Genomic DNA, 20933 nt, shown 5'->3' with positions numbered 1-20933 from the left:
CATCACTTCGCAGTGAAAGTCACGGCAAATTGCCCGAGTGCGCCGTATTCAAAGTCACAAACCTGCGCCAATGGCAGATCGAGGACGCCAGCGTAGGAGCCTGTGATCACATATTGCCCTTGAGTTAAGCTAATGCCTTGGGCGGATAAAAAGTTCACTAACCAGTAGAGTCCCGCTTTAGGGAAACCATTAGGATGAATGGCAGATTTTTGCAGTGTTTCGGCATTGTGAATGTTAACGCTGAGTTCGAAATGGCTGGTCTCTAAACCGGCTAGCGGATTTAGCACTGGCCCTAACCATAATCCTTGATTGACTAAGCCATCGGCGAGGGCATCGAAATGCGTCGCTTCACTGGGCGTATGGTAGCGGCTTTTGATCAATTCCAAGGCTAAGCGAGTGTGGCCTAAGGCCGCGTCGATTTCAGCCTCTGTGTAAGGCGTGGTTCTTGGCGGTAAATCGCGAGCAATCTCGAAGGCGAGTTCAGGTTCGACGCGGGCCAGTCCTTTAGTCGATGGATAGAGCGGGCAAGTGGCCGATTGCTGATACACATCATTTTGATAAATAGGCGCTACGACGGTTTTTTCCGCCGAGGGTAATAGGCATTTCCACGCCGCGATAGGATTATTGTTAGCCTTATAGATTGCAGCCACGGTTTGCTGAATGGCGAAGGCCTGTTCGAAGCTCGTTGGCCTCAGCTCTGGGATCAGTAAATCGCCGCAGGTGCCTGCGGCGCGGCGCTCGGCGAGTTCCTTCGCTGCGGCATGAATCTGCATTTGAACTGGTTCGAGCGTGGCGGTAGATGACATTAACTTTCCTATTTAAAGAGTGAGCCTAGAAAGACGTGGCGTAGAAACAGTGTGGCAGAGAAGCCATTTTATCGGCCAAATATACTCGGTTATTGCCATCGCTGGAAATGCCAATGTTGGCTTTCGGGGTAAATCTGCTGCAAGTGAATCAAGAGTGCGGCTAATATTCCAATCATCGTAAGATGCTGATACTTGCCCCACATAAGTGTCAGCTAAAGTATCCATGCTAACGCGAATGTTTCCATTATGTGCTGCTAGATATTGTGCTGACTCAGTGCCAGAATGACGCTCCATTTGCGGTCTCTACTGGACATCTCCGTGAACCTTAGCCATAACGCCCCTCAGGCAAATAATCATGCTCAACTCGGGCTGATCTTCATCTCAGTTGCGATTGTATTTTGGGGTATGTTACCCATAGCCTTGAAGCTTTCGGGGGCTTTTATCGATCCTGTCACTTTGACTTGGTTTCGTTTTTTGGTCGCGCTTGTGGTCAGCATACTGATCCAATGGAGCGCGGGCAGCCTTAAGCAATTTGCGGCGCTCAATGCCAAAGTCTGGTTAAGGTTAGTGCTTGCGGGCGTGTTTTTGATGCTCAATTATGTGTCTTTTGTTTATTCTCTCGATTATCTCGCGCCGGGCGCTGCCCAGTTGAATTTCCAGACTTCGCCCTTTTTCCTCGCCTTCGGTGGCGTGCTGTTTTTTAAGGAACGGCTGAATGCGGTGCAGCTCAGTTGTTTTGCGACACTGGCCTTAGGCATGTTGATGTTTTTCCATCCGTATTTGGATTTATCTGGCGCCAATAATCATCAGGTTTGGATTGGGGTAATGATTATTCAGTTCTCGGCGTTGTCGTGGACTAGCTATGCCTTGTTGCAAAAATCATTATTGAATCGTTTATCGCCCGCGAACGTGCTTTTAGTGATCTATGGCTTAGGTATTTTCGTAATGGCTCCCTTTAGCGACTTTAGTCAGTTTGCCAGTATGGACAGCTTCGAGTGGCAGATTGCGCTGTTTTGCGCTGCCAATACCTTGATCGCCTATGGCTGTTTTGGGCAGTCGATGAAGTACTGGCCGACGGCACAGGTGAGCGCCATGTTGGCCCTAACGCCAGTATTTAGCTTTAGCGCCACTGCTTTGGTAGTGAGCATTGGCTGGTGGCCAGAAGTCTTCCATGCCGATGAATTAGATGGATTATCTCTGCTGGGGATTGGCGTCATTATTGTGTCTGTGATGGTGGTACAATTACTGCCTCTGTATCGTAATCGTCAGGCGAAGCGTTTGCAGATTGTCTAAGGCGTACATTTTCACCTAATGGGAAAGGCCAGTGATCACTAGACTCAGCGATTTAAAACTTAAGGATATCCGTGGGGTCATCTTCGATCTCGACGGCACCTTAGCGCATTCTAATCCGGATTTTGCTGGTCTGCGGCGTGAGTTGGGGATTCATTCTGGCACGGATATCTTGGCCCATGTCGATAGCCTGAGTGCGGGTGAAGCACAGGCTCAGGCGCTAGAAATCGTCCATGAGTACGAGAGACAAAGCTCACTTAAGGCCAGTTGGATTGATGGCGCGCGTGAGCTTATCGAATGCCTACGGGCTAAGTCGCTGCCCTTGGCTATTTTGACCCGCAATATGCCGGAAGCGGCGCAAATCACTATCGATAAGCTCGGTATCGATATCGAACTAGTATTAACGCGTTACGACGCGCAGCCTAAGCCGCATCCTGAAGGTATTCATCTTATTTGCCAGCAGTGGCAACTCGCCCCTGCAGATATCTTATATGTGGGCGATTATTTGTTTGATCTGCAAACCGCGCGTAATGCGGGTAGCCGCTGCGCATTATATTGCCCTGAAATTATTCCTGATTATGCCCACGACGCCGACATGCTTGTGGCTTGCTACCATAGCTTTATCGAAGCGTGGACAGTGGGTGACTAGGCATTGTTTGGGGCTGCATCTTGCTTATCTTGCTTCAGTCCCAAGCGTACACTATCCAATAAGGCAATCAGCCAGCAGAGGATAAATCCGTACATCAGCTTGTCTGCACCATCCCGAATGGTTGCCGTGGTTTGTTTGGTCACTTCGGCCGCAATTACGCCCATATCCAGCGGCAAAACGCCAGTTTGAATATCCAGCGAGATAAGCTGCGCCACTTGCATGACTTGTTGCAGCAACAGACCGAGACTCAGTATTGCCAGCACAAAAAACACTAGGGCACTGCGTTTATGTTGCAGATAAAAATGGCCACTGCCAGGGGCGACGAAGGCGGATAATAGTCCAGCGGTAAGGGCTTTTTTCATGGGGAAACTCTCAAAGGGAACGCTTAGCGTTTGGATGACATTGTTAAGCGAATAAGCATTAGAGTCAATCTTGAGCCATGGCTGCTCGTTAAGGAGTCTGTTTTTGTCGATATTGCGTCTTTGCGCTGCCTATTTGTCGTTTATTTATTAACATCAGTCTACACAGAGCGTATTCTTCCACTGCTTGCATGGCTGCTTCTGGAGGAAAAGGAATAAAAATGCAGATTTCTTTAAAGAAACGTGTTCAAGGGTTTACCTTAATTGAATTGGTCGTCGTGATCATTATTTTAGGCATTTTGGCTGTTATCGCCGCGCCTAAATTTATGAACTTGCAAAGAGATGCCAAAGTGAATGCCGTAAAAGGGTATTTGGGGCAGATGCAAGATATGACCAAGATGCTGCATATGAAAGCACAAATCGTCAACACCACTGGCGACGATGTTACTATCGCGACCCAATACGGTGATTATCAGTTCTATGCAGGTTTTCCTGAAACTAAGAGTGAATCTACGTCACCTAATTTGTATTTCTTAGAGACTTTTATGGATTTAGGCGTGCCTAAACAACAGACTAAAGATAATACTAAAAGGCAGGCTGATTACGGCGATATACAAGCATTTGAAGATAATGACTATTCGCGGTTGGGTTATGGAACGGGAGATTTAACTGCCGGCCAGTGCTATGCCGAATATCACCATACCTCAACTGGACACTCGTTTTTATTCGAGACCGATGGATGCTAGTTTTAGCTGTTAGCAAACTCGTTATCTGAGGCCTGTATTAGTGTTGTGAATGGTCGTAGGCTCTCTTTGTTAGAGACAGATTACTGATTTCAAGCCAACAAAAAAGGAGCCTAGGCTCCTTTTTTAGTCTCTAGCTTAAGCTAGATTAGTCTTCACGTGGTTTACGTGGCTTACGCTCACCGGCAGGCTTGTCTGCACGTGGTTTGCGGTCAGCAAATGGCTTGTCACCAGTAGAGGCAGCGCGTGGCTTACGGTCACCAGCTGGGCGGTCACCCGTTGGACGATCACCACGTGGTTTACGGTCACCAGCAGGACGGTCTGAACGAGCACTACGGCCTGAATCAACAAATACTTGATCGCCAGCTTCGCGGATGTTCAATGGCTTGCCACAAACACGTACTTTACGTAGGTGCTGTAACACGTCTTTTGGCATGCCGTCTGGCAGGTCAACAGTGGTCACTGCATCATAAAGTTGGATTGCGCCAATGTAACGGCTGTCGATGTTAGCTTCGTTCGCGATAGCGCCAACGATGTTACCCACACCAACACCATTCTCACGACCTACGTCGATCACGTAACGGCACATTTTCAAATCTGGGTTGTCTTTCAACGCTTCAGCTGAGCCTAAGCTTGCTGGCATTGGACGCGGTTCGCGACTTCTGCGTTCACCACGCTCACCACCACGGTCATTACGATCACTTCCGCGGTCGCTACGTTCAGTGCGCTCACTGCGTTCATCACGAACACGTTCTTGAATGGCTGGCAATTGCAAAGGACGTTCTTGCTGAACTTGCTGTAATAATGCAGCGGCTAGCAGATCAGTATCGACTTCTAACTGTTGGCATAATTGAGCAACAGCTTCTTTCATAAAATCTAAATCGCCGTTGATTGTTTCAGCCAATTGCTCACCTAAGCGAGACAGACGACGTTCTGCAACAGTCTCTGGGCTTGGGATTTTCATTGGTGAAATGCGGCTGTTCGTTGAACGCTCGATAGTGCGCAGCATGCGCATTTCACGGCTAGTTACAAACAGGATCGCCATACCAGTACGGCCAGCACGGCCTGTACGGCCAATACGGTGTACATAAGCTTCGGCATCATACGGAATATCGTAGTTTACAACGTGACCGATACGCTCAACGTCAAGACCACGGGCCGCAACGTCAGTCGCGATCAGAATGTCTAACTTGCCACGTTTCAGTTGGTCAACTGCACGCTCACGGGCTTGCTGGTTCATGTCACCGTGTAGTGGTGATGAAGCATAACCGCGGGCTTCTAACTTCTCAGCTAACTCAACACATGAGTTACGAGTACGCACGAATATGATTACACCTTCAGTGTTTTCAACTTCTAATACACGTACTAAGGCTTCAAGTTTGTTGTGTTGTGATACTTGTACGAAACGCTGTTCGATTGACTCAACCGTCGTTTGGCTTGATTCGATACGAACATGTACAGGATTACGTAAGTGCTGGTTAGCAACACGCTTAATTTGCTCTGGCATAGTGGCAGAGAATAACGCCAGTTGGCGTTCGCTTGGCGTGTGCTCAAGGATCCATTCGATATCATCGATGAAGCCCATTTTTAACATTTCATCGGCTTCATCTAGCACTAAAGCTTGTAATGAGTCGAGTTTCAAGGTGCCGCGACGCATATGGTCCATAACACGACCTGGCGTACCAACGATAACTTGTGGGCCGCGTTTCAGGGCATTCAACTGTTGTTGCATGCTTTGGCCGCCGTAAATAGGAAGAACGTGGAAATTCTTCATAAATTTGGCATAGCTACTGAACGCTTCGGCAACCTGCACGGCTAATTCACGTGTTGGTGCTAATACTAAAATTTGCGGTGTAGTTTGGCTGGTAACTTTGTTTAATAGTGGTAACGCGAAGGCGCCAGTTTTACCTGTACCTGTTTGCGCTTGACCTAAAATATCTTTGCCAGCCATAAGTGGATCGATACTGGCTGATTGGATTGGCGTTGGTTTTTCATAACCTAGCTCGTCAAGAGCACGCAACAAATTCTCGGATAGGCCGAGTTCACGGAAAGTTCTTTCATCGGATGACATTGGGTTGTAGCCTTGTGGATGCGCGCGCGAAATGGCGCTAAAGTTTCACAGACAGAAAATCAACCCCGTGTCGATTTCCCGCGAACGACGGATTATAGCAGCATGGACGGCACTTTACCAATCAGAGTCACGCTATTTAACCTGTTTTCTGCATTTTTTTCGCTAAAACTGAGCAAGAAACGCGCCACTTCCCATTAATTCTTTAAATATTCGGCATTTAATTGAAGTAACTCAAATGCTGACTCAGTCACGGCCGCCAGAAAAGTGATGTCGATTGTCGCGACGGTATCCTCAGGGGTGTGATATTGGGGATGGGTCGGCACGCCAAAATACAGCCAAGGGATATTGGCTTTGTGGAAGGGATAATGATCCGATGCCCGCAGCCAGTCGGTACTTTGTATGCTACGGCCAACGGGTTTTGGGTGCGTGAGTTTAATGCACAGTCGGTTCTGTTGATTAAGTAGAGGTTTAAATTGATTGAACTGAGTGAAGTTTCGACTGCCTTCAAGGTAAATTCCATAGGGCCTACCGGGATGACTCACCATATCGAGGTTAATCATTAATTCAAATGTCGCCTCCGGCAGGCGGGTTTTGAGTTGTTCAACCAAGGCGATACTGCCATAGAGTCCCGGTTCTTCGGCATCGGTTGCCACAAACATTAGATTCACCTTAGGCAAGGTATGGGGTTGCAGGGCAAATTGCTGCTGCCAATGTTTGGCAATGGCGAACATAGCGGCGACGCCGGAGGCGTTATCATCGGCGCCGTGGTAAATCTTGCTGCCGCTCATGCCTAAGTGATCATAGTGGGCGACGATAATGCGCCATCGATTCGTCTGCTCTGTCGCCATCGCGGTGGCGACCACATTGGCGCCGGTTTCTTGGGTGAAGAAGGTTTGGTATTCAAAGGGCACGATAAAGTCCGCTCCCCAAGGCTGTAAATTGAGACTCTCAAATTGCTGCTTTATATAGTCACGACTTTTTGCTGCACCTTGAGTTTGGGTTTTGCGGCCTTCAAATTCATCCGAGCTTAATATTGTCACTGTCGCTTGTAATTCTGCGGGCTCGGCCCAAGTGAGTTTAAGCTCAGTGCGCGCACAGGTTTCCAGTGAGTTAGCACAGCCACTAAGAGTGACTGCCATAAAGCAGGCCAGTGCGAATATGCCAAATCGTTGGGATTGATGTTTTATAGGACGTGGGATATGGAACTTAGCGAGCCGCTGACTAAGCCGTGTATGGCGGAATAAGGTCGATGGGCCTAGGTTTATACTGCTTAGGTTTATACCGCTTAGATTTATGCCGCTGAGGTTTTGGCTGCTTAAGATTAGGCAGAGTGACTGATACAGGCTCGGTAACAAACGGCGGGTAACAGGGAGCTGAGTACGATCACGCATGGATGTTCCTTGTCCTTATTACTGATGCCTTCGCCTGAAGATAACTGTCATCTTTGCTTAAAGCCGATCCGAATTCAACCTAAGTCGAGTTTTACCAGCGCCGTATTCAACGAGGGATGAATATAAGCCAAGGCGATATGCTGCGTGAGTCGATTGATCTTATGTCTGTGGCTGATGTGGCTGATTTAGATTGTGCCATTACAGAGAGTGGCTAGATGTTGCAAACTTAGGCTTTATTCGCCAGCTTGTCTTATATCGCAGCTTATATAGAAGCTTAAACCTATTGGAATACAGAATCGTTAGCATTGGAGCTTAAAACGAGCACTAGAATTAGCACTATGCACTTAACATGCTGAACTAAAAAAAGAAGCGCAGTGCTTATGCGACTGCGCTTCTACTGTACTCAGACCAAGGGCTCGAAACTTATGCCTTGGCTTTATTGGCCTTCGCCATTTCAATATCCCGTTTTAGCAGTGGCTTTAAGAAGCGTGCTGTGTGGGAGATTGGATGCTCGGCGACTTCTTCCGGCGTGCCTGTGGCTAAAATCATACCGCCGCCACCGCCGCCTTCTGGACCTAAATCGATAATCCAGTCAGCCGTTTTTATCACGTCCAGATTATGCTCAATCACCACAATGGTGTTGCCGTGGGATTTAAGACGATGCAATACATCGAGCAGCAATTGGATATCGGCAAAGTGTAAGCCCGTGGTCGGTTCATCCAAGATATACAAGGTTTGGCCCGTGTCACGCTTAGACAGCTCTTTGGCAAGTTTCACCCTTTGGGCTTCGCCGCCCGAAAGTGTGGTCGCACTTTGGCCGAGGCGCACATAGGACAAACCTACATCCATCAAAGTTTGCAGCTTACGGGCAATGGCAGGTACGGCATCGAAGAAAGTGCGCGCATCTTCCACTGTCATCTGCAGTACTTCGTGAATATTCTTGCCTTTATAGCGTACTTCTAAGGTTTCGCGGTTGTAGCGCTTACCTTTACAGGAATCGCAGGGCACATACACATCGGGTAGGAAGTGCATTTCGACCTTGATCAAGCCGTCGCCTTGGCAAGCCTCACAGCGGCCACCTTTAACGTTAAAGGAGAAGCGGCCGACTTGATAACCGCGAGTACGTGACTCTTGGGTTCCAGCAAAAATCTCGCGAATTGGAGTGAAGATGCCAGTATAAGTGGCAGGGTTAGAGCGTGGCGTACGGCCAATCGGGCTTTGGTCGATATCGACTACTTTGTCGCACAGCTCCATCCCTTCGATACGATCATAGGGTGATGGCTCATCCACAGTCGCGCCGTTGAGCATTCTATGGGCGATCTTGAAGAAGGTATCGTTGATTAAGGTTGATTTACCTGAACCCGATACGCCCGTCACACAAGTGAAGAGGCCAATCGGTATGGTTAAATCCACATTGCGCAGGTTGTTGCCGCGCGCGCCAAATAACTCAATCACTTGAGTTTTGTCGAAGGGAATACGCGGCGTATCGATATGAATGCAGCGCTTACCGGAAATATATTGTCCGGTAACTGACTCTTCACAGGCGATGATTTTCTCAATCGGGCCGTCGCAAATCACTTCGCCGCCGTGTACGCCAGCGCCAGGGCCGATGTCGATCACGTGATCCGCCATGCGGATCGCATCTTCATCGTGCTCAACCACAATTACTGTGTTGCCCAAATCCCGCAGGTGGATCAGGGTTTGCAGTAGACGTTCGTTATCCCTTTGATGCAGGCCGATTGAAGGTTCGTCGAGCACATACATCACGCCGACAAGTCCGGCACCAATTTGGCTGGCGAGTCGAATCCGTTGGGCTTCACCGCCCGAGAGGGTTTCCGCCGAGCGTGATAGGCTCAAATAATTGAGGCCCACGTTCACGAGGAAACCTAAGCGATCGCGGATTTCTTTTAAAATCTTCTCGGCGATCTGCGCTTTTTGGCCGCTAAACTCGACTTTCTCGAAGTAATCTAAGGCTTCGCCAATCGACCAAGTGGTGAGTTGCGGCAGATTGATATCGCCTAAAAACACGTTACGGGCTTCTTCGCGTAGACGCGAACCACCACAGCTTTGGCAGGCTTGGGTATTGATAAACTTGGCTAATTCGTCACGTACCGAGTTGCTTTCGGTTTCGCGATAGCGCCTGTCCATGTTGTTGAGAATGCCTTCGAAGGGGTGATTACGCACCACCACATCGCCGCGATCGTTGATGTACTTAAAGGCAATGCTATCTTTGCCTGAACCGTACAGGACGATTTTGCGGACTTTTTCGCTGAGCTGCTCATAGGGCACTTCGACGTCGAACTTATAGTGTTCGGCGAGTGAGCTGAGCATTTGGAAATAGTAGAAGTTGCGTCTATCCCAGCCGCGAATCGCGCCGCCAGCCAGTGAAAGCTCAGTGTTGCTGATCACGCGCTCAGGATCGAAAAATTGTTGTACTCCTAAACCATCACAGGTTTGGCACGCGCCGGCTGGATTGTTAAAGGAGAAGATCCTTGGCTCTAATTCCGCCATCGAATATCCGCAGTGCGGGCAGGCGAAGTTGGCCGAGAAGATCAGCTCTTCGCCTTTTGCTTTACCAGTACCTGTGTCGTCATCCATGGTGGCAACGGTCGCGATGCCGCCGGAGAGTTCTAGTGCGGTTTCAAAGGATTCCGCTAAGCGTTGCTTGATATCGTCACGCACTTTAAAACGGTCGACGACCACTTCAATCGTGTGCTTAACGTGTAAGTCTAAGGTTGGCGGATCGGTTAAATCACACACTTCACCGTCGATACGCGCACGGATATAACCCTGCGCCGATAGACCTTCGAGCAATTTAACGTGTTCACCCTTACGGGCGTTGACCACAGGCGCGAGTAGCATCAAGCGGCTGTCTTGGGGCATTTCTAACACTTTATCTACCATTTGGCTGACGGTTTGCGCCGCCAAGGGTTGATTGTGTGTCGGACAACGCGGCTCACCCACGCGGGCAAACATCAAACGCAGGTAATCGTAAATTTCGGTAATTGTGCCCACAGTTGAACGTGGGTTATGGGAGGTGGATTTTTGCTCTATGGATATCGCTGGGCTTAAGCCTTCGATATGGTCCACATCGGGCTTTTCCATCAAACTCAAAAATTGGCGAGCATAGGCTGACAGGGACTCGACGTAACGTCGCTGGCCCTCGGCATATAAAGTATCGAAAGCAAGGGAGGATTTGCCAGATCCCGATAAGCCCGTGATGACAATCAGTTTATCCCTTGGGATAGTCAGGTTGATATTCTTGAGATTGTGGGTGCGTGCGCCGCGTATTTCAATCTTATCCATCTATCGCTCTAATGCCATATGCTTAAAAAAATGAGCATAAGTATCGCACAGTTCCGCGGCTGAGTTTAGTTGATTCTGTGATCGGCACCAATCCTAGGGCTGGCACTGGCTTTTAATCACCTTGCTGACAGTGGCAGTTATGTACCGAGTGGATTAACTAAGATTAATGCGGTTGTTGCGTACTGACTCACAGGACAAATGTGAACACTATGTTAGACTCGTTTCCCTGTGCCTGAGCGTTAAATAGGGCAGAAAAATAAACATGTTAACCCGAGCACGGTCAATATAGGTCCGTGATAATCGGGATAAAAGTTAACTGTACAGGCAGTGGTTTAGGCCACTATTTCCTTTTGAGCAAATCCTTTTGGGTGTGGTAACATGCGCCCCTTAAAAGACTTCAATCCAGGGCAAAATCATGGGTAACAACGGACTTTCGGGTACTGAGAAAAAAGTCGCGTTTTCTTTAGCCAGTGTATTTGGTTTACGCATGATGGGCTTGTTTATGATCATGCCCGTCTTTGCACTTTATGGTCAGCACCTCGAAGGCTTCTCGCCGCTGTGGGTCGGTATTGCTATCGGCGCCTACGGTCTGACTCAAGCTGTGCTGCAAATCCCCATGGGGATTTTATCTGACAAATATGGTCGCAAGCCGATTATTCTTATCGGTCTGGTGCTGTTTGCCATTGGTAGCTTGATTGCCGCCAACGCTGATTCGATTTACGGCGTGGTGTTTGGTCGCGCAGTGCAGGGCATGGGCGCGATTGCCGCAGCCGTGTTGGCGCTGGCAGCGGATTTAACCCGCGATGAACAGCGTACTAAGGTCATGGCGATTATCGGCATGTGTATCGGCGGCTCTTTTGCGCTGTCCTTACTGGTCGGCCCGATTGTGGCACAACATGTGGGCTTATCAGGCCTATTTTTCCTCACGGCGATTCTCGCTGTGACGGGCATGTTGATCGTGCAATTTTTAGTACCGAATCCGATTTCCCACGCGCCTAAGGGTGACACGTTAGCCACGCCTGCCAGACTCAAGCGTATGTTGACCGATCCCCAGTTGTTTAGACTCGATGCGGGGATTTTTATTCTGCATTTAGTGTTAACTGCAGTATTCGTGGCCTTGCCGCTGGATCTGGTGGATGCGGGGCTCGTGAAAGAAAAACACTGGATGCTGTATTTCCCCGCTTTTGTGGGCGCGTTTTTCCTGATGGTGCCGTTAATCATCATTGGGGTTAAACGTAAGAATACTAAAGCTATGTTCCAAATCGCCTTAGTGATCATGATAGTGGCGCTGCTGGCGATGGCTTTATTCTCTAACAACTTATGGGTGTTGAGCTTTGCCGTGGTGCTGTTTTTCACTGGCTTTAACTATTTAGAAGCCTCATTGCCCAGTTTGATTGCCAAATTTTGCCCCGTCGGTGAAAAAGGTTCGGCCATGGGCGTGTATTCCACTAGCCAGTTTTTAGGGGCCTTTTGTGGTGGTATGCTGGGCGGTGGCGCCTTCCAATTAGTGGGCGCGGTCGGGGTGTTTATTGTTGCTGTGATCTTAATGTCTATTTGGTTATTCCTGACATTGGGCATGGAAAATCCCGTGCTGTTAAAGAGTTACACCTTAGAAGCCGAAGTCAAAGACAAGGCACAAGCGCGGGATATGGCGGCTCAGTTATCACAGCTGATGGGCGTCGTCGAAGCGATCGTCGTGTTGGACGAGAAAGTGGCTTACTTAAAGGTTGATGAGCATTTCGATTTAAGAGAAGCACGAGCTGTGTTAGGCTCTGCTCAATAATATCTGGGTCCGCCGTGTGGTATTTGGGGAAGCTGATTTTCCTCTATGGCGACACAGATAAACAACATACTGAATTAATAGATTATTTAAAGAATCGCAGGAGATTTCAATGGCCAGTCGTGGTGTTAACAAGGTAATTTTGGTTGGCAATTTGGGACAAGATCCAGAAGTGCGTTATATGCCAAACGGTAATGCAGTCGCTAACATCACAGTTGCGACCAGCGAATCGTGGAAAGACCAACAAGGTCAACAGCAAGAGCGTACTGAATGGCACCGTGTGGTTCTGTTCGGCAAATTAGCTGAAATTACAGGTGAATACCTGCGTAAAGGTTCACAGGTTTACCTTGAAGGTAAACTGCAAACCCGTAAGTGGAAAGACCAAAGCGGTCAAGACCGTTACAGCACTGAAGTGGTTATCGACCAAAGCGGTAGCATGCAAATGCTAGGTAGCCGTGGTCAAGGTGGCCAAGCACAAGGCGCGCCAATGGGCGGCGGCATGCCACAAAACGCAGGTTACCAATCTGCACCACAACAAGCGGCACCAGCGCAAAATCAATATGCGCCAGCGCCTCAAGCTGCACCTGCTTACCAAGCGCCAGCTCAGCAACAATATGCTGCGCCAGCACCTGCTCAGCAGCAATATGGACAGCAACAAGCTCAACCACAACAAGGTGGTTATGCGCCTAAGCCACAAGCCGCTCCAGCGCCTGCTTACCAAGCGCCAGCAGCACCGGCACAACGTCCAGCACCACAACCACAGCAAAACTTCACTCCAGATTTGGATGATGGCTGGGATGACGATATTCCGTTCTGAGGAATACATAAATAGTAAATGTTGATTAAAGCTAGAAGAGGTCTGTTTATACAGGCCTTTTTTGTTTTTATCATTAAAATGTGTTGACAAAAAATTAGCCTAGGAATTATACATAAATATGTGTAGATAATAGGTGCATCATATGTCGAAAATGGCTTTGTTTCCTAAATCGAGTCAGCGAACAAAACTCTCATCATTGTTCAAATATCAAGCTACATAGTGGGTTTCAGGCATACCTAGCCCAGTAAGCTTGTTCAAAGCCCTAATCATCGCGTAAGTTTCTCCCACCTGAGCGTTATAATTCCGCATGCTCAACGTGCCTCCTAGCAGTTGTTTTACCCTGTACATGGCGGTTTCTGAGATTGAACGGCGATGATAACCATACCGTTTTTTCCACTGCTTATTTGAGCCATGAAGCTGTTGCCAACTGACGGCTAAGTTTCGTGGATGCCCTTGTTCCCATAGCGCAGCACCTTCCCTAGGTGGAATGAGCACTAAAGCGCGTTTTCGACGAACGGCTTCGTGACAGGCTTTCGTGTCGTAAGCACCATCACCCGAGATATTACGGATTTTTCGATGGGTTTGCTTAAGTAAATTGGGCATCACTTCAGCGTCTGTGACACCTGATAAACTGAGTTCTGCGGCAATAATTTCATGGCTATGTGTATCTACGGCAATATGCAGTTTACGCCACACTCGGCGCTTTCCATCTGTACCATGTTTCTTCACTTTCCACTCACCTTCGCCATAGACCTTCAAGCCTGTTGAGTCGATAGCTAAGTGCTTAATGGCGCCGCGAGTCTTGGTTTTAAAAGCAATATTGACCGTTTTCGCGCGTTTACTGATGCAGGTGTAATGCGGGCAAGATAATGGGATGTCACCCAGTTTAAACACTGAATTGATGAAGCCTTGTAAGGCTCGCAGTGGCATAGAGAAAATACGCTTGACCATCAACGCAGTGGTAATGGCCAAGTCGCTAAACACTCGAGGGCGACCTTTCTTGGGCTGCTCGACTTTGGCTTTCCACTTAGCAATTGCATCCTCATCAATCCAGAAGGTAAGTGAACCGCGGTTGATTAAGGCTTGGTTGTATTGCTTCCAGTTGGTTGTTTTATAGTGAGGTTTTGACACGGTTGATGGGTAAGTTGATAGGCGATGCCGATCAGATCTGCGGCTACGGTTTTAGTTCAACCTATTTAGGAAACAAGGCCTATGACAAGTCTTAATTTCTTAAATGACAATGTTGTCATATAGGTTGTGGGTACGGTGCGTCAGGTGAGATACTTTTAAGTGTTTCCCAAGGATAAAACTCAATGAACGTATTGCTTGTCGAAGATGAACAAAAAATTGCAGATTTTATCTGTGAAGGTTTGCGTGCCAAACATTTCAACGTCACTCATTGTGCCGATGGCAATCAAGGTTATCAGGCGGCAAGTAATAATACTCATGATGTGATTATTCTCGACATTATGCTACCGGGCAGAGATGGTTTGGATATTCTTCGTTCGCTGCGTCAACAAGGTGTCGATACGCCCATTATTCTGCTTACGGCACGTAATGAATTGGGTGATCGCGTTCAAGGGTTAGACATGGGCGCTGATGATTACTTAGCAAAACCGTTTTATGTTGAAGAGTTGCATGCTCGGATTCAAGCCTTGCTTCGACGGCATGGCGGCACACAACAGCATGTCGTTGAGGTAGGCGCGTTGCAACTTGATTGTATTAATCGAAGCATTAATTGTCAGGGTCAATCAGTCGAACTCACTAGCCGAGAATTTAGCTTGCTTGAACACTTAATGCGTTCACCTAACCAAGTATTAACCCGGGGGCAGTTGTTGGAGCATGTTTGGGGATACGACTTTGATCCTTGTACCAATGTTGTTGATGTGTGCATTAAACGCATCCGCAGTAAAATGGCTTCATTAGAGAAGGCCGGAAAAATGGTCGGCGCCATTGAGTCGATCCGCGGCACAGGTTATCGCCTGAGCATTCGATAAGGTTTTAATATGTATTTTCGAACTCGTATTTTTGCCATATCTATTTTAACCGTGACAGCTGTGCTTACGTTGGTTATTAGCTTAAGTTGGTCGCGTATTATGACCGTAGAATTGACTAACCTTGATTCTCGCCTTTGTATGGAAGCAAAACGCTTAATACCCAAACGTACATTGCTTGATGTAAATAACTCCGCTGACAATATAAGTAATTTACGCGATACTTCGCTTTCTGGTAGCCGGTTAATGACTGATTTAACGGACAAGTTGCGAGTTAGTTCACCTAACCAATTAATGATCTCAGTAGGCTCTGTGGAGCAAGGGTTCATAACCGCGCCAACGGGGGGAGACGTACAAGATGTTATAAGTCGCTTACATTGGGTGAGCGCTGAGCCACTAGCGTTAACCGATAACAATAAAGCCAACGCTGTTTGTCAATTTGCCTTTTTTGAACATCAGCAAAACCAATGGCGAGCCAGTTTATTTCAAGCATCAAACCAACAAAGCTTTATCGCTGTGGATGTTGCTGCTACCACTAGCCAGTTAACGAGCACCTTGCAGGCAGCGCTGATTGTGGTTATTCCTTTTTCTCTACTGCTCAGTATTCTAGGGGCATGGTTTATCGCGACCAATACGATTAGACCAATAAATAGATTACATAAAGCAATGGATAAGGTGACCCAAAAAGATCTTAGTCACCGTTTACCTGAGCATAAAGAAGACAAAGAGTTCAAAATGTTGATTGATGCATACAATACGATGCTCGATCGCTTAGAGGACAGTTTTCGACAAGTTTCTCGTTTTACTGCGGATGCAGCTCATGAGCTAAAAACACCACTCACAGTGCTAAGAGGCAAGCTTGAACAAGCTGTATTGTCTGAAAACCCATCGCAATTAGATCTCAATGCCATTCTTGATGAAGTGGGGCATTTGTCAGCCATGACCCGTAAATTGTTGCTGCTATCACAGGCGGATTCTGGCTCTATGGCGTTGCATTTTGAGCCGATAAACATTACTGAATTAGTCGATGAGTTGATTGCCGATATGACCTTGTTGTCGGATGAACTGGAGCTTGATTGTGAGATTGAGAAAGATTTAATCACTAAAGGCGATATTGTGTTGTTGAAGCAGCTGTTAAATAATCTGCTCGTAAACGTAATGCGTTATAGCCTTACTCACAAAGTTGTGACTATTCACACCCGCCAAAACGAGTCTGTTATAGAGGTGGTGATTAGCAATTTTTGCCTTCCGATATTAAACGACGTTAGGGTCAAACTGTTTAATCGTTTTTACCGCGGAGAACCCGCTTATACCCAAGGGATATCCGGCAGTGGTTTAGGGTTAAGTTTAGCCAGAGAAATTGCTCGCGCACACGGTGGCGATCTTTCACTTGAGCCCAGCGAGAGTGAGGTTGTGACTATGCGGCTGTTGTTACCCATCGTTAAATGACAACATTGTCATCCATCAGCGAAGCCTAATCGATACAATTAAGTTAACTCATTAATCGTTAACTTAATTGCTATGGAGGTTAGGCCATGAAAACCCACATTATTGGCTCCATTTTATCTTTGACGCTGCTAGCCGCAACGGCCGTTTATGCCAAGCCGTCGCTTGAACTCACCAGCCCTGCATTTACAGATAATGGTACATTGCCAACTGAATTTACCTGTGAGGGAGAGGGGATCTCACCGCCATTAAGCTGGCAAGGAGTACCCGACGGAACCCAATCATTGGTGATGATAATGGATCACATGCCTGATCATCACCCAACCAACAATGAACAGGGCACACCAAAGCCTTACTTGAATGATAATAAAAACGACACCCCACCTCAAGTTGACTCTCTGGCTCCTAAACCAAACCAGCCTGAAGAACTCAAGTGGTATTGGACTGTCTATAATATTCCTGCGCAAGCTTCTGGCATTGATTCAGGTAGTAAAGCAAATCAATCTGTAGGCTCGTTTGGCAGCAATACAGTGAATGACCGTAATGAGTATGCACCGCCCTGTTCCAAAGGGCCCGGCCCCAAAATTTACACCTTTCATCTTTATGCACTATCCAAATCTTTAGAAATAGATCCGTCAGCCCCAGTTTCAGCCCCTGTGTCTGCAATAATGCTTCGACAAAGCATGCAAGACTTTGTACTAGACTCGGACTCTTTGACGGTGAGTTTTGAACGACACTGTCAAACGCCGCAACGGGCTCATTCACCACAAGCTCATCCGCAAGAATTTCATCCGGAACAAGCACAGCCACATAATGACAACATGGATCCGCTGTCAACATTGCCATTGTGTAAATCAACGTTGAATACGACTTCTGCTGTTATTGATCGCAAGTAAATGCAAAACCGTTATTACTAGATAATTGGCGCAAATTCAGTCACCGAAAAGACATCAAGAGATCCGTATGAAAAAGAACATTAAAAACACCTTGCTGCTTCTTATCCTTGGCGCAACGGTTGCTGTTGTAGGATACAAGTACACTCAAGTACAACAGGATCAACCTATCTTTACCACCGATGTGGTCCAACGCGGCAATATTGAAAAAGTGGTACTCACAAACGGCGTGCTTTATCCGTCTAAATTAGTCAGTGTCGGCGCTCAAGTGTCGGGGTTAATCGAAACAATGGACGTGAATGTTGGCCAAAACATAAAACAGGGCGACTTGATTGCTCAAATCGATAACTTAACTCAACAAAATGCCCTTAAAGAAGCCCAAGCATCATTGCAAAGTATTGATGCGCAATATCGGGCAAAGCAGGCTCAAATAAAAGTCGCACAGTCTGAATATGCTCGTAATAAAAAGATGCTAGTTAATGGCGCTGCGTCGGTATCAGACTTTGACTCGGCAGAATCGATATTGGCGGTTTATCTGGCTGAGCTAGATGAACTCAGTGCTGAAAAAGACAAAGCAATCATCAGTGTCGATAGCGCCAAGCTCAATTTAGGTTACACAACTATTCGTTCCCCCATTGATGGCACAGTGATTTACGTGTCGGTAGAAGAAGGGCAAACCGTTAATAACAATCAAGGTACCCCCAGTATTATTGAGCTAGCGCAATTGGATTTAATGACGATTAAGGCGCAGGTTTCTGAAGCTGACATTATCAATGTGAGTGCAGGGCAAGCTGTTTATTTCAGTATTTTGGGGGCGACAGCGAAAAAGTACCGGGGTGTATTACGCACCATTGAACCAGGGCCAACATTGCTTAGCGGGGACGACAGTTCGTTGTTGATTGGCGATGATGAGGCGATTTATTACAACGCTCTGTTTGATGTTGAAAACCCAGGCAATCAGTTGCGTTTTGGCATGACGGCACAGGTATCGATTATTTTAGCCAGTGCGCAAGATGCGTTGCTTGTCCCATCACAGATATTGATAACAAAAACGGGGCCAAGTGTTTCGTATCAAGTGCCAGTGATAGTAGACAACCACATTGAATATCGCGATGTTGAAGTGGGCATTAACAATAAAGTCTACGCTCAAATCCTCTCAGGGCTTAACGAAGGTGATCAAATCATGCTTGGTCAAACTTCAGCTAATGACGATGCGATTTCTATGACCGGCTTATCTAAGGGCAATATGCTCGGACAAAGTGTACCAGGTCTTGGTAAAGGAACGAGGTAATAACCCATGGGAGAAGTTCTGTTAAATATTGTGGATGTCAGCCGCTCTTTTATTGCCGGAGAGCAGGAGTTGACGGTACTAAAAAACATTAATCTGCAAATCTGTCGTGGTGAATTGATTGCCATTATTGGCGCTTCTGGTTCGGGTAAATCAACATTAATGAACATCCTTGGCTGTCTGGATAAACCCAGTGCAGGTAGTTATTTCATTAATGGTCAGGACACATCCCGTATGGATGACAATGAACTAGCCGCACTGCGACGTGAATACTTTGGGTTTATCTTTCAGCGCTATCATCTTTTAGGTGATTTAACTGCGCAGGGTAATGTAGAAGTACCGGCATTATATGCCAATGAGGGGGCGCAAACCCGACACGAAAAGGCAAAAAAACTACTGACTCGTCTGGGATTAAGCGATCGTTTAGATCATAAGCCAAGCCAGCTAAGTGGTGGCCAACAACAGCGTGTCAGTGTCGCCAGAGCTTTAATCAATGGCGGTGATATTATTCTGGCCGATGAGCCAACCGGCGCGCTTGATAGCAGTAGCGGCGAAGAAATGATGAAGCTCATTCAAGAACTCAATCGCGACGGTCACACCATTATTTTGGTGACACACGATCCGCATATTGCCGAATTTGCAGATCGCGTCATTGAGCTAAAAGATGGAGAAATCATTGCCGATAAACAAAAGCGTATCCCCGTAAAAGCAAACCAGCTAAGCACAGACCAACAAGATTCTAAAACGAGTAAGAAAATAAACTGGTCGCGTTATCTTGAAGCGTTAAAAATGGCATTAATTGCAATGTCCAATCACCGTTTGCGTACGTTTCTGACGATGCTCGGCATTATTATTGGCATTGCTTCAGTGGTGTCTGTTGTCGCGCTAGGTGCAGGTTCGCAGCAATCGATTTTGGACAATATTGCTTCAATGGGCACTAATACTATTGAAATAAAACCAGGCACAGGGCGTGGCGATCGCCGGTCTGAACGGGTTAGGTCGCTCACGGCAGACGATGCAAATGCGCTTAAAATATTGCCCTATGTGGACAGCGTAACCCCAACCGTTAGGACCAATGTTGCCATACGTTATGCAAGTGAAACCGTCACAGGCTCAATTCAAGGCGTGGGTACTGAGTATTTTCGCGTTCGTGGTTATGCGTTGGCCAAAGGACAATATTTTGCCGATGATAGTATTGATACGTTAGAGCAGGTTGCCGTCATTGACGCCAATACCGATCAGACTCTTTTCCCTGACGGCAATGCGTTGGGTAGCGTCATTTTTCTCGGTCGTCTACCTGTTCGTATTATTGGCGTAACAAAGCCAATTCAAAGTGTGTCCGACAATAGTGATGAACTGAATGTTTGGTTGCCGTACACCACGGTGTCCGGGCGTATTTTTAGGCAAAATTATGTTAACGATATTACCGTAAGGATAGATGCGAATGTATCTAGCGATGCGGCAGAACAAGGCATTATCAGCTTATTGACTATGCGCCATGGTACGGTTGATTTTTTCACTATAAATACAGATACGATACGAAAAAGCATCGAAAAAACATCTGAAACCATGACACTACTGATATCAGCTATTGCGTTTATCTCTTTGTTAGTTGGTGGGATTGGGGTAATGAATATCATGCTGGTATCGGTAACAGAGCGAACGCGCGAAATAGGTATTCGTATGGCTGTTGGCGCTAGACAAACCGATATTATGCGTCAGTTTTTGATTGAAGCAGTATTGGTGTGTTTTTGTGGTGGTGCATTGGGGATCGGACTTGCTTATTTTATCGGCATGATATTTACCTACACAGGCAGCAGTTTTCAGATGATCTATTCGAGTACGTCAATTGTTGCAGCTTTTGCTTGTTCGACGTTAATCGGGATTGTGTTTGGTTATCTGCCAGCTCGAAATGCGGCTAAATTGAATCCGGTAGATGCACTCTCAAGAGACTGACGCTAAGTAAATATGTCCCCCTGTTACTGGGACCTCGAGGACTGGATCGCACAGTCTAAAATATTTACAAGATCAAATAGAGTTAATCGCAAAGTGTCATACTTGGGTGTTAAACCTTAACCCCGCTATCCCCTTATACTGTTT

At 47.1% G+C, this 20933-nt stretch carries 16 protein-coding genes; 10 read left to right on the top strand and 6 right to left on the bottom strand.

Translation table 11 applies throughout. The features are described 5' to 3' along the window. Nucleotides 1–2: 2 nt before the first annotated feature. A complete protein-coding gene (locus DYH48_RS18560; protein ID WP_115335585.1) occupies nucleotides 3–806 on the bottom strand; it encodes a hydratase in 804 nt (267 codons plus the stop codon). Nucleotides 807–1124: 318 nt separating this feature from the next. On the opposite strand from DYH48_RS18560, the gene DYH48_RS18550 reads away from it, so the two are divergent. Then, nucleotides 1125–2099: a DMT family transporter gene (locus DYH48_RS18550; RefSeq protein WP_115335584.1), complete on the top strand. Its 975-nt coding sequence runs from the start codon at nucleotides 1125–1127 to the stop codon at nucleotides 2097–2099. Between the two features lie 31 nt (nucleotides 2100–2130). Further along, entirely contained in the window at nucleotides 2131–2745 is a 615-nt protein-coding gene (locus tag DYH48_RS18545) for an HAD family hydrolase (protein ID WP_115335583.1), read from the top strand. Here the strand turns inward: DYH48_RS18545 and DYH48_RS18540 are convergent. Next, a complete protein-coding gene (locus DYH48_RS18540) occupies nucleotides 2742–3107 on the bottom strand; it encodes a DUF6677 family protein (protein WP_011847890.1) in 366 nt (121 codons plus the stop codon). The two genes, DYH48_RS18545 and DYH48_RS18540, sit on opposite strands and share 4 nt — an antisense overlap. A gap of 218 nt (nucleotides 3108–3325) precedes the next feature. On the opposite strand from DYH48_RS18540, the gene DYH48_RS18530 reads away from it, so the two are divergent. Then, entirely contained in the window at nucleotides 3326–3850 is a 525-nt protein-coding gene (locus tag DYH48_RS18530; RefSeq protein ID WP_071938669.1) for a type II secretion system protein, read from the top strand. Nucleotides 3851–3995: 145 nt separating this feature from the next. Here DYH48_RS18530 and DYH48_RS18525 read toward each other — a convergent pair whose 3' ends face one another. The 3 genes from DYH48_RS18525 to uvrA all read right to left on the bottom strand — a co-directional run bounded on the left by DYH48_RS18525 (nucleotide 3996) and on the right by uvrA (nucleotide 10615). After that, complete coding sequence (locus tag DYH48_RS18525) at nucleotides 3996–5918, bottom strand: DEAD/DEAH box helicase (RefSeq protein WP_011847889.1); 1923 nt, start codon at nucleotides 5916–5918, stop codon at nucleotides 3996–3998. Nucleotides 5919–6112: 194 nt separating this feature from the next. Continuing rightward, entirely contained in the window at nucleotides 6113–7309 is a 1197-nt protein-coding gene (locus DYH48_RS18520; RefSeq protein ID WP_115335582.1) for a M28 family peptidase, read from the bottom strand. 423 nt (nucleotides 7310–7732) lie between these two features. Next, nucleotides 7733–10615, bottom strand: a complete 2883-nt coding sequence (gene uvrA, locus DYH48_RS18515) for an excinuclease ABC subunit UvrA (RefSeq protein ID WP_115335581.1) — start codon at nucleotides 10613–10615, stop codon at nucleotides 7733–7735. Nucleotides 10616–11030: 415 nt separating this feature from the next. On the opposite strand from uvrA, the gene DYH48_RS18510 reads away from it, so the two are divergent. Then, nucleotides 11031–12398, top strand: coding sequence for an MFS transporter (locus DYH48_RS18510; RefSeq protein WP_006083193.1), 1368 nt, complete (start codon nucleotides 11031–11033; stop codon nucleotides 12396–12398). Nucleotides 12399–12507: 109 nt separating this feature from the next. Further along, a complete protein-coding gene (gene ssb / locus DYH48_RS18505; protein WP_006083192.1) occupies nucleotides 12508–13212 on the top strand; it encodes a single-stranded DNA-binding protein in 705 nt (234 codons plus the stop codon). Nucleotides 13213–13419: 207 nt separating this feature from the next. Here ssb and DYH48_RS18500 read toward each other — a convergent pair whose 3' ends face one another. Then, the gene (locus DYH48_RS18500) at nucleotides 13420–14343 is read right to left on the bottom strand and encodes an IS5 family transposase (protein ID WP_012088175.1); all 924 of its coding nucleotides are present in this window, start codon (nucleotides 14341–14343) and stop codon (nucleotides 13420–13422) included. 182 nt (nucleotides 14344–14525) lie between these two features. Here DYH48_RS18500 and DYH48_RS18490 point away from each other — a divergent pair, with 182 nt between their 5' ends. The 5 genes from DYH48_RS18490 (at nucleotide 14526) to DYH48_RS18470 (ending at nucleotide 20789) form a co-directional block, all read left to right on the top strand. Continuing rightward, nucleotides 14526–15209 carry a response regulator transcription factor gene (locus DYH48_RS18490; protein WP_012088176.1) on the top strand — a complete coding sequence of 228 codons (684 nt, stop codon included), beginning with the start codon at nucleotides 14526–14528 and terminating at the stop codon, nucleotides 15207–15209. A 243-nt stretch (nucleotides 15210–15452) separates the two neighbouring features. Further along, nucleotides 15453–16655, top strand: a complete 1203-nt coding sequence (locus tag DYH48_RS18485; RefSeq protein ID WP_227257029.1) for an ATP-binding protein — start codon at nucleotides 15453–15455, stop codon at nucleotides 16653–16655. 86 nt (nucleotides 16656–16741) lie between these two features. Continuing rightward, nucleotides 16742–17548: a YbhB/YbcL family Raf kinase inhibitor-like protein gene (locus DYH48_RS18480; protein ID WP_012088178.1), complete on the top strand. Its 807-nt coding sequence runs from the start codon at nucleotides 16742–16744 to the stop codon at nucleotides 17546–17548. Nucleotides 17549–17615: 67 nt separating this feature from the next. Then, nucleotides 17616–18836: an efflux RND transporter periplasmic adaptor subunit gene (locus DYH48_RS18475; protein ID WP_012196628.1), complete on the top strand. Its 1221-nt coding sequence runs from the start codon at nucleotides 17616–17618 to the stop codon at nucleotides 18834–18836. A 6-nt stretch (nucleotides 18837–18842) separates the two neighbouring features. Next, nucleotides 18843–20789, top strand: a complete 1947-nt coding sequence (locus tag DYH48_RS18470; protein WP_115335580.1) for a MacB family efflux pump subunit — start codon at nucleotides 18843–18845, stop codon at nucleotides 20787–20789. Nucleotides 20790–20933: the final 144 nt, after the last annotated feature.

This window comes from Shewanella baltica (assembly GCF_900456975.1).
Taxonomy (GTDB): Bacteria; Pseudomonadota; Gammaproteobacteria; order Enterobacterales; family Shewanellaceae; genus Shewanella; species Shewanella baltica.
This window is presented reverse-complemented; position numbering and strand designations above follow the sequence as displayed.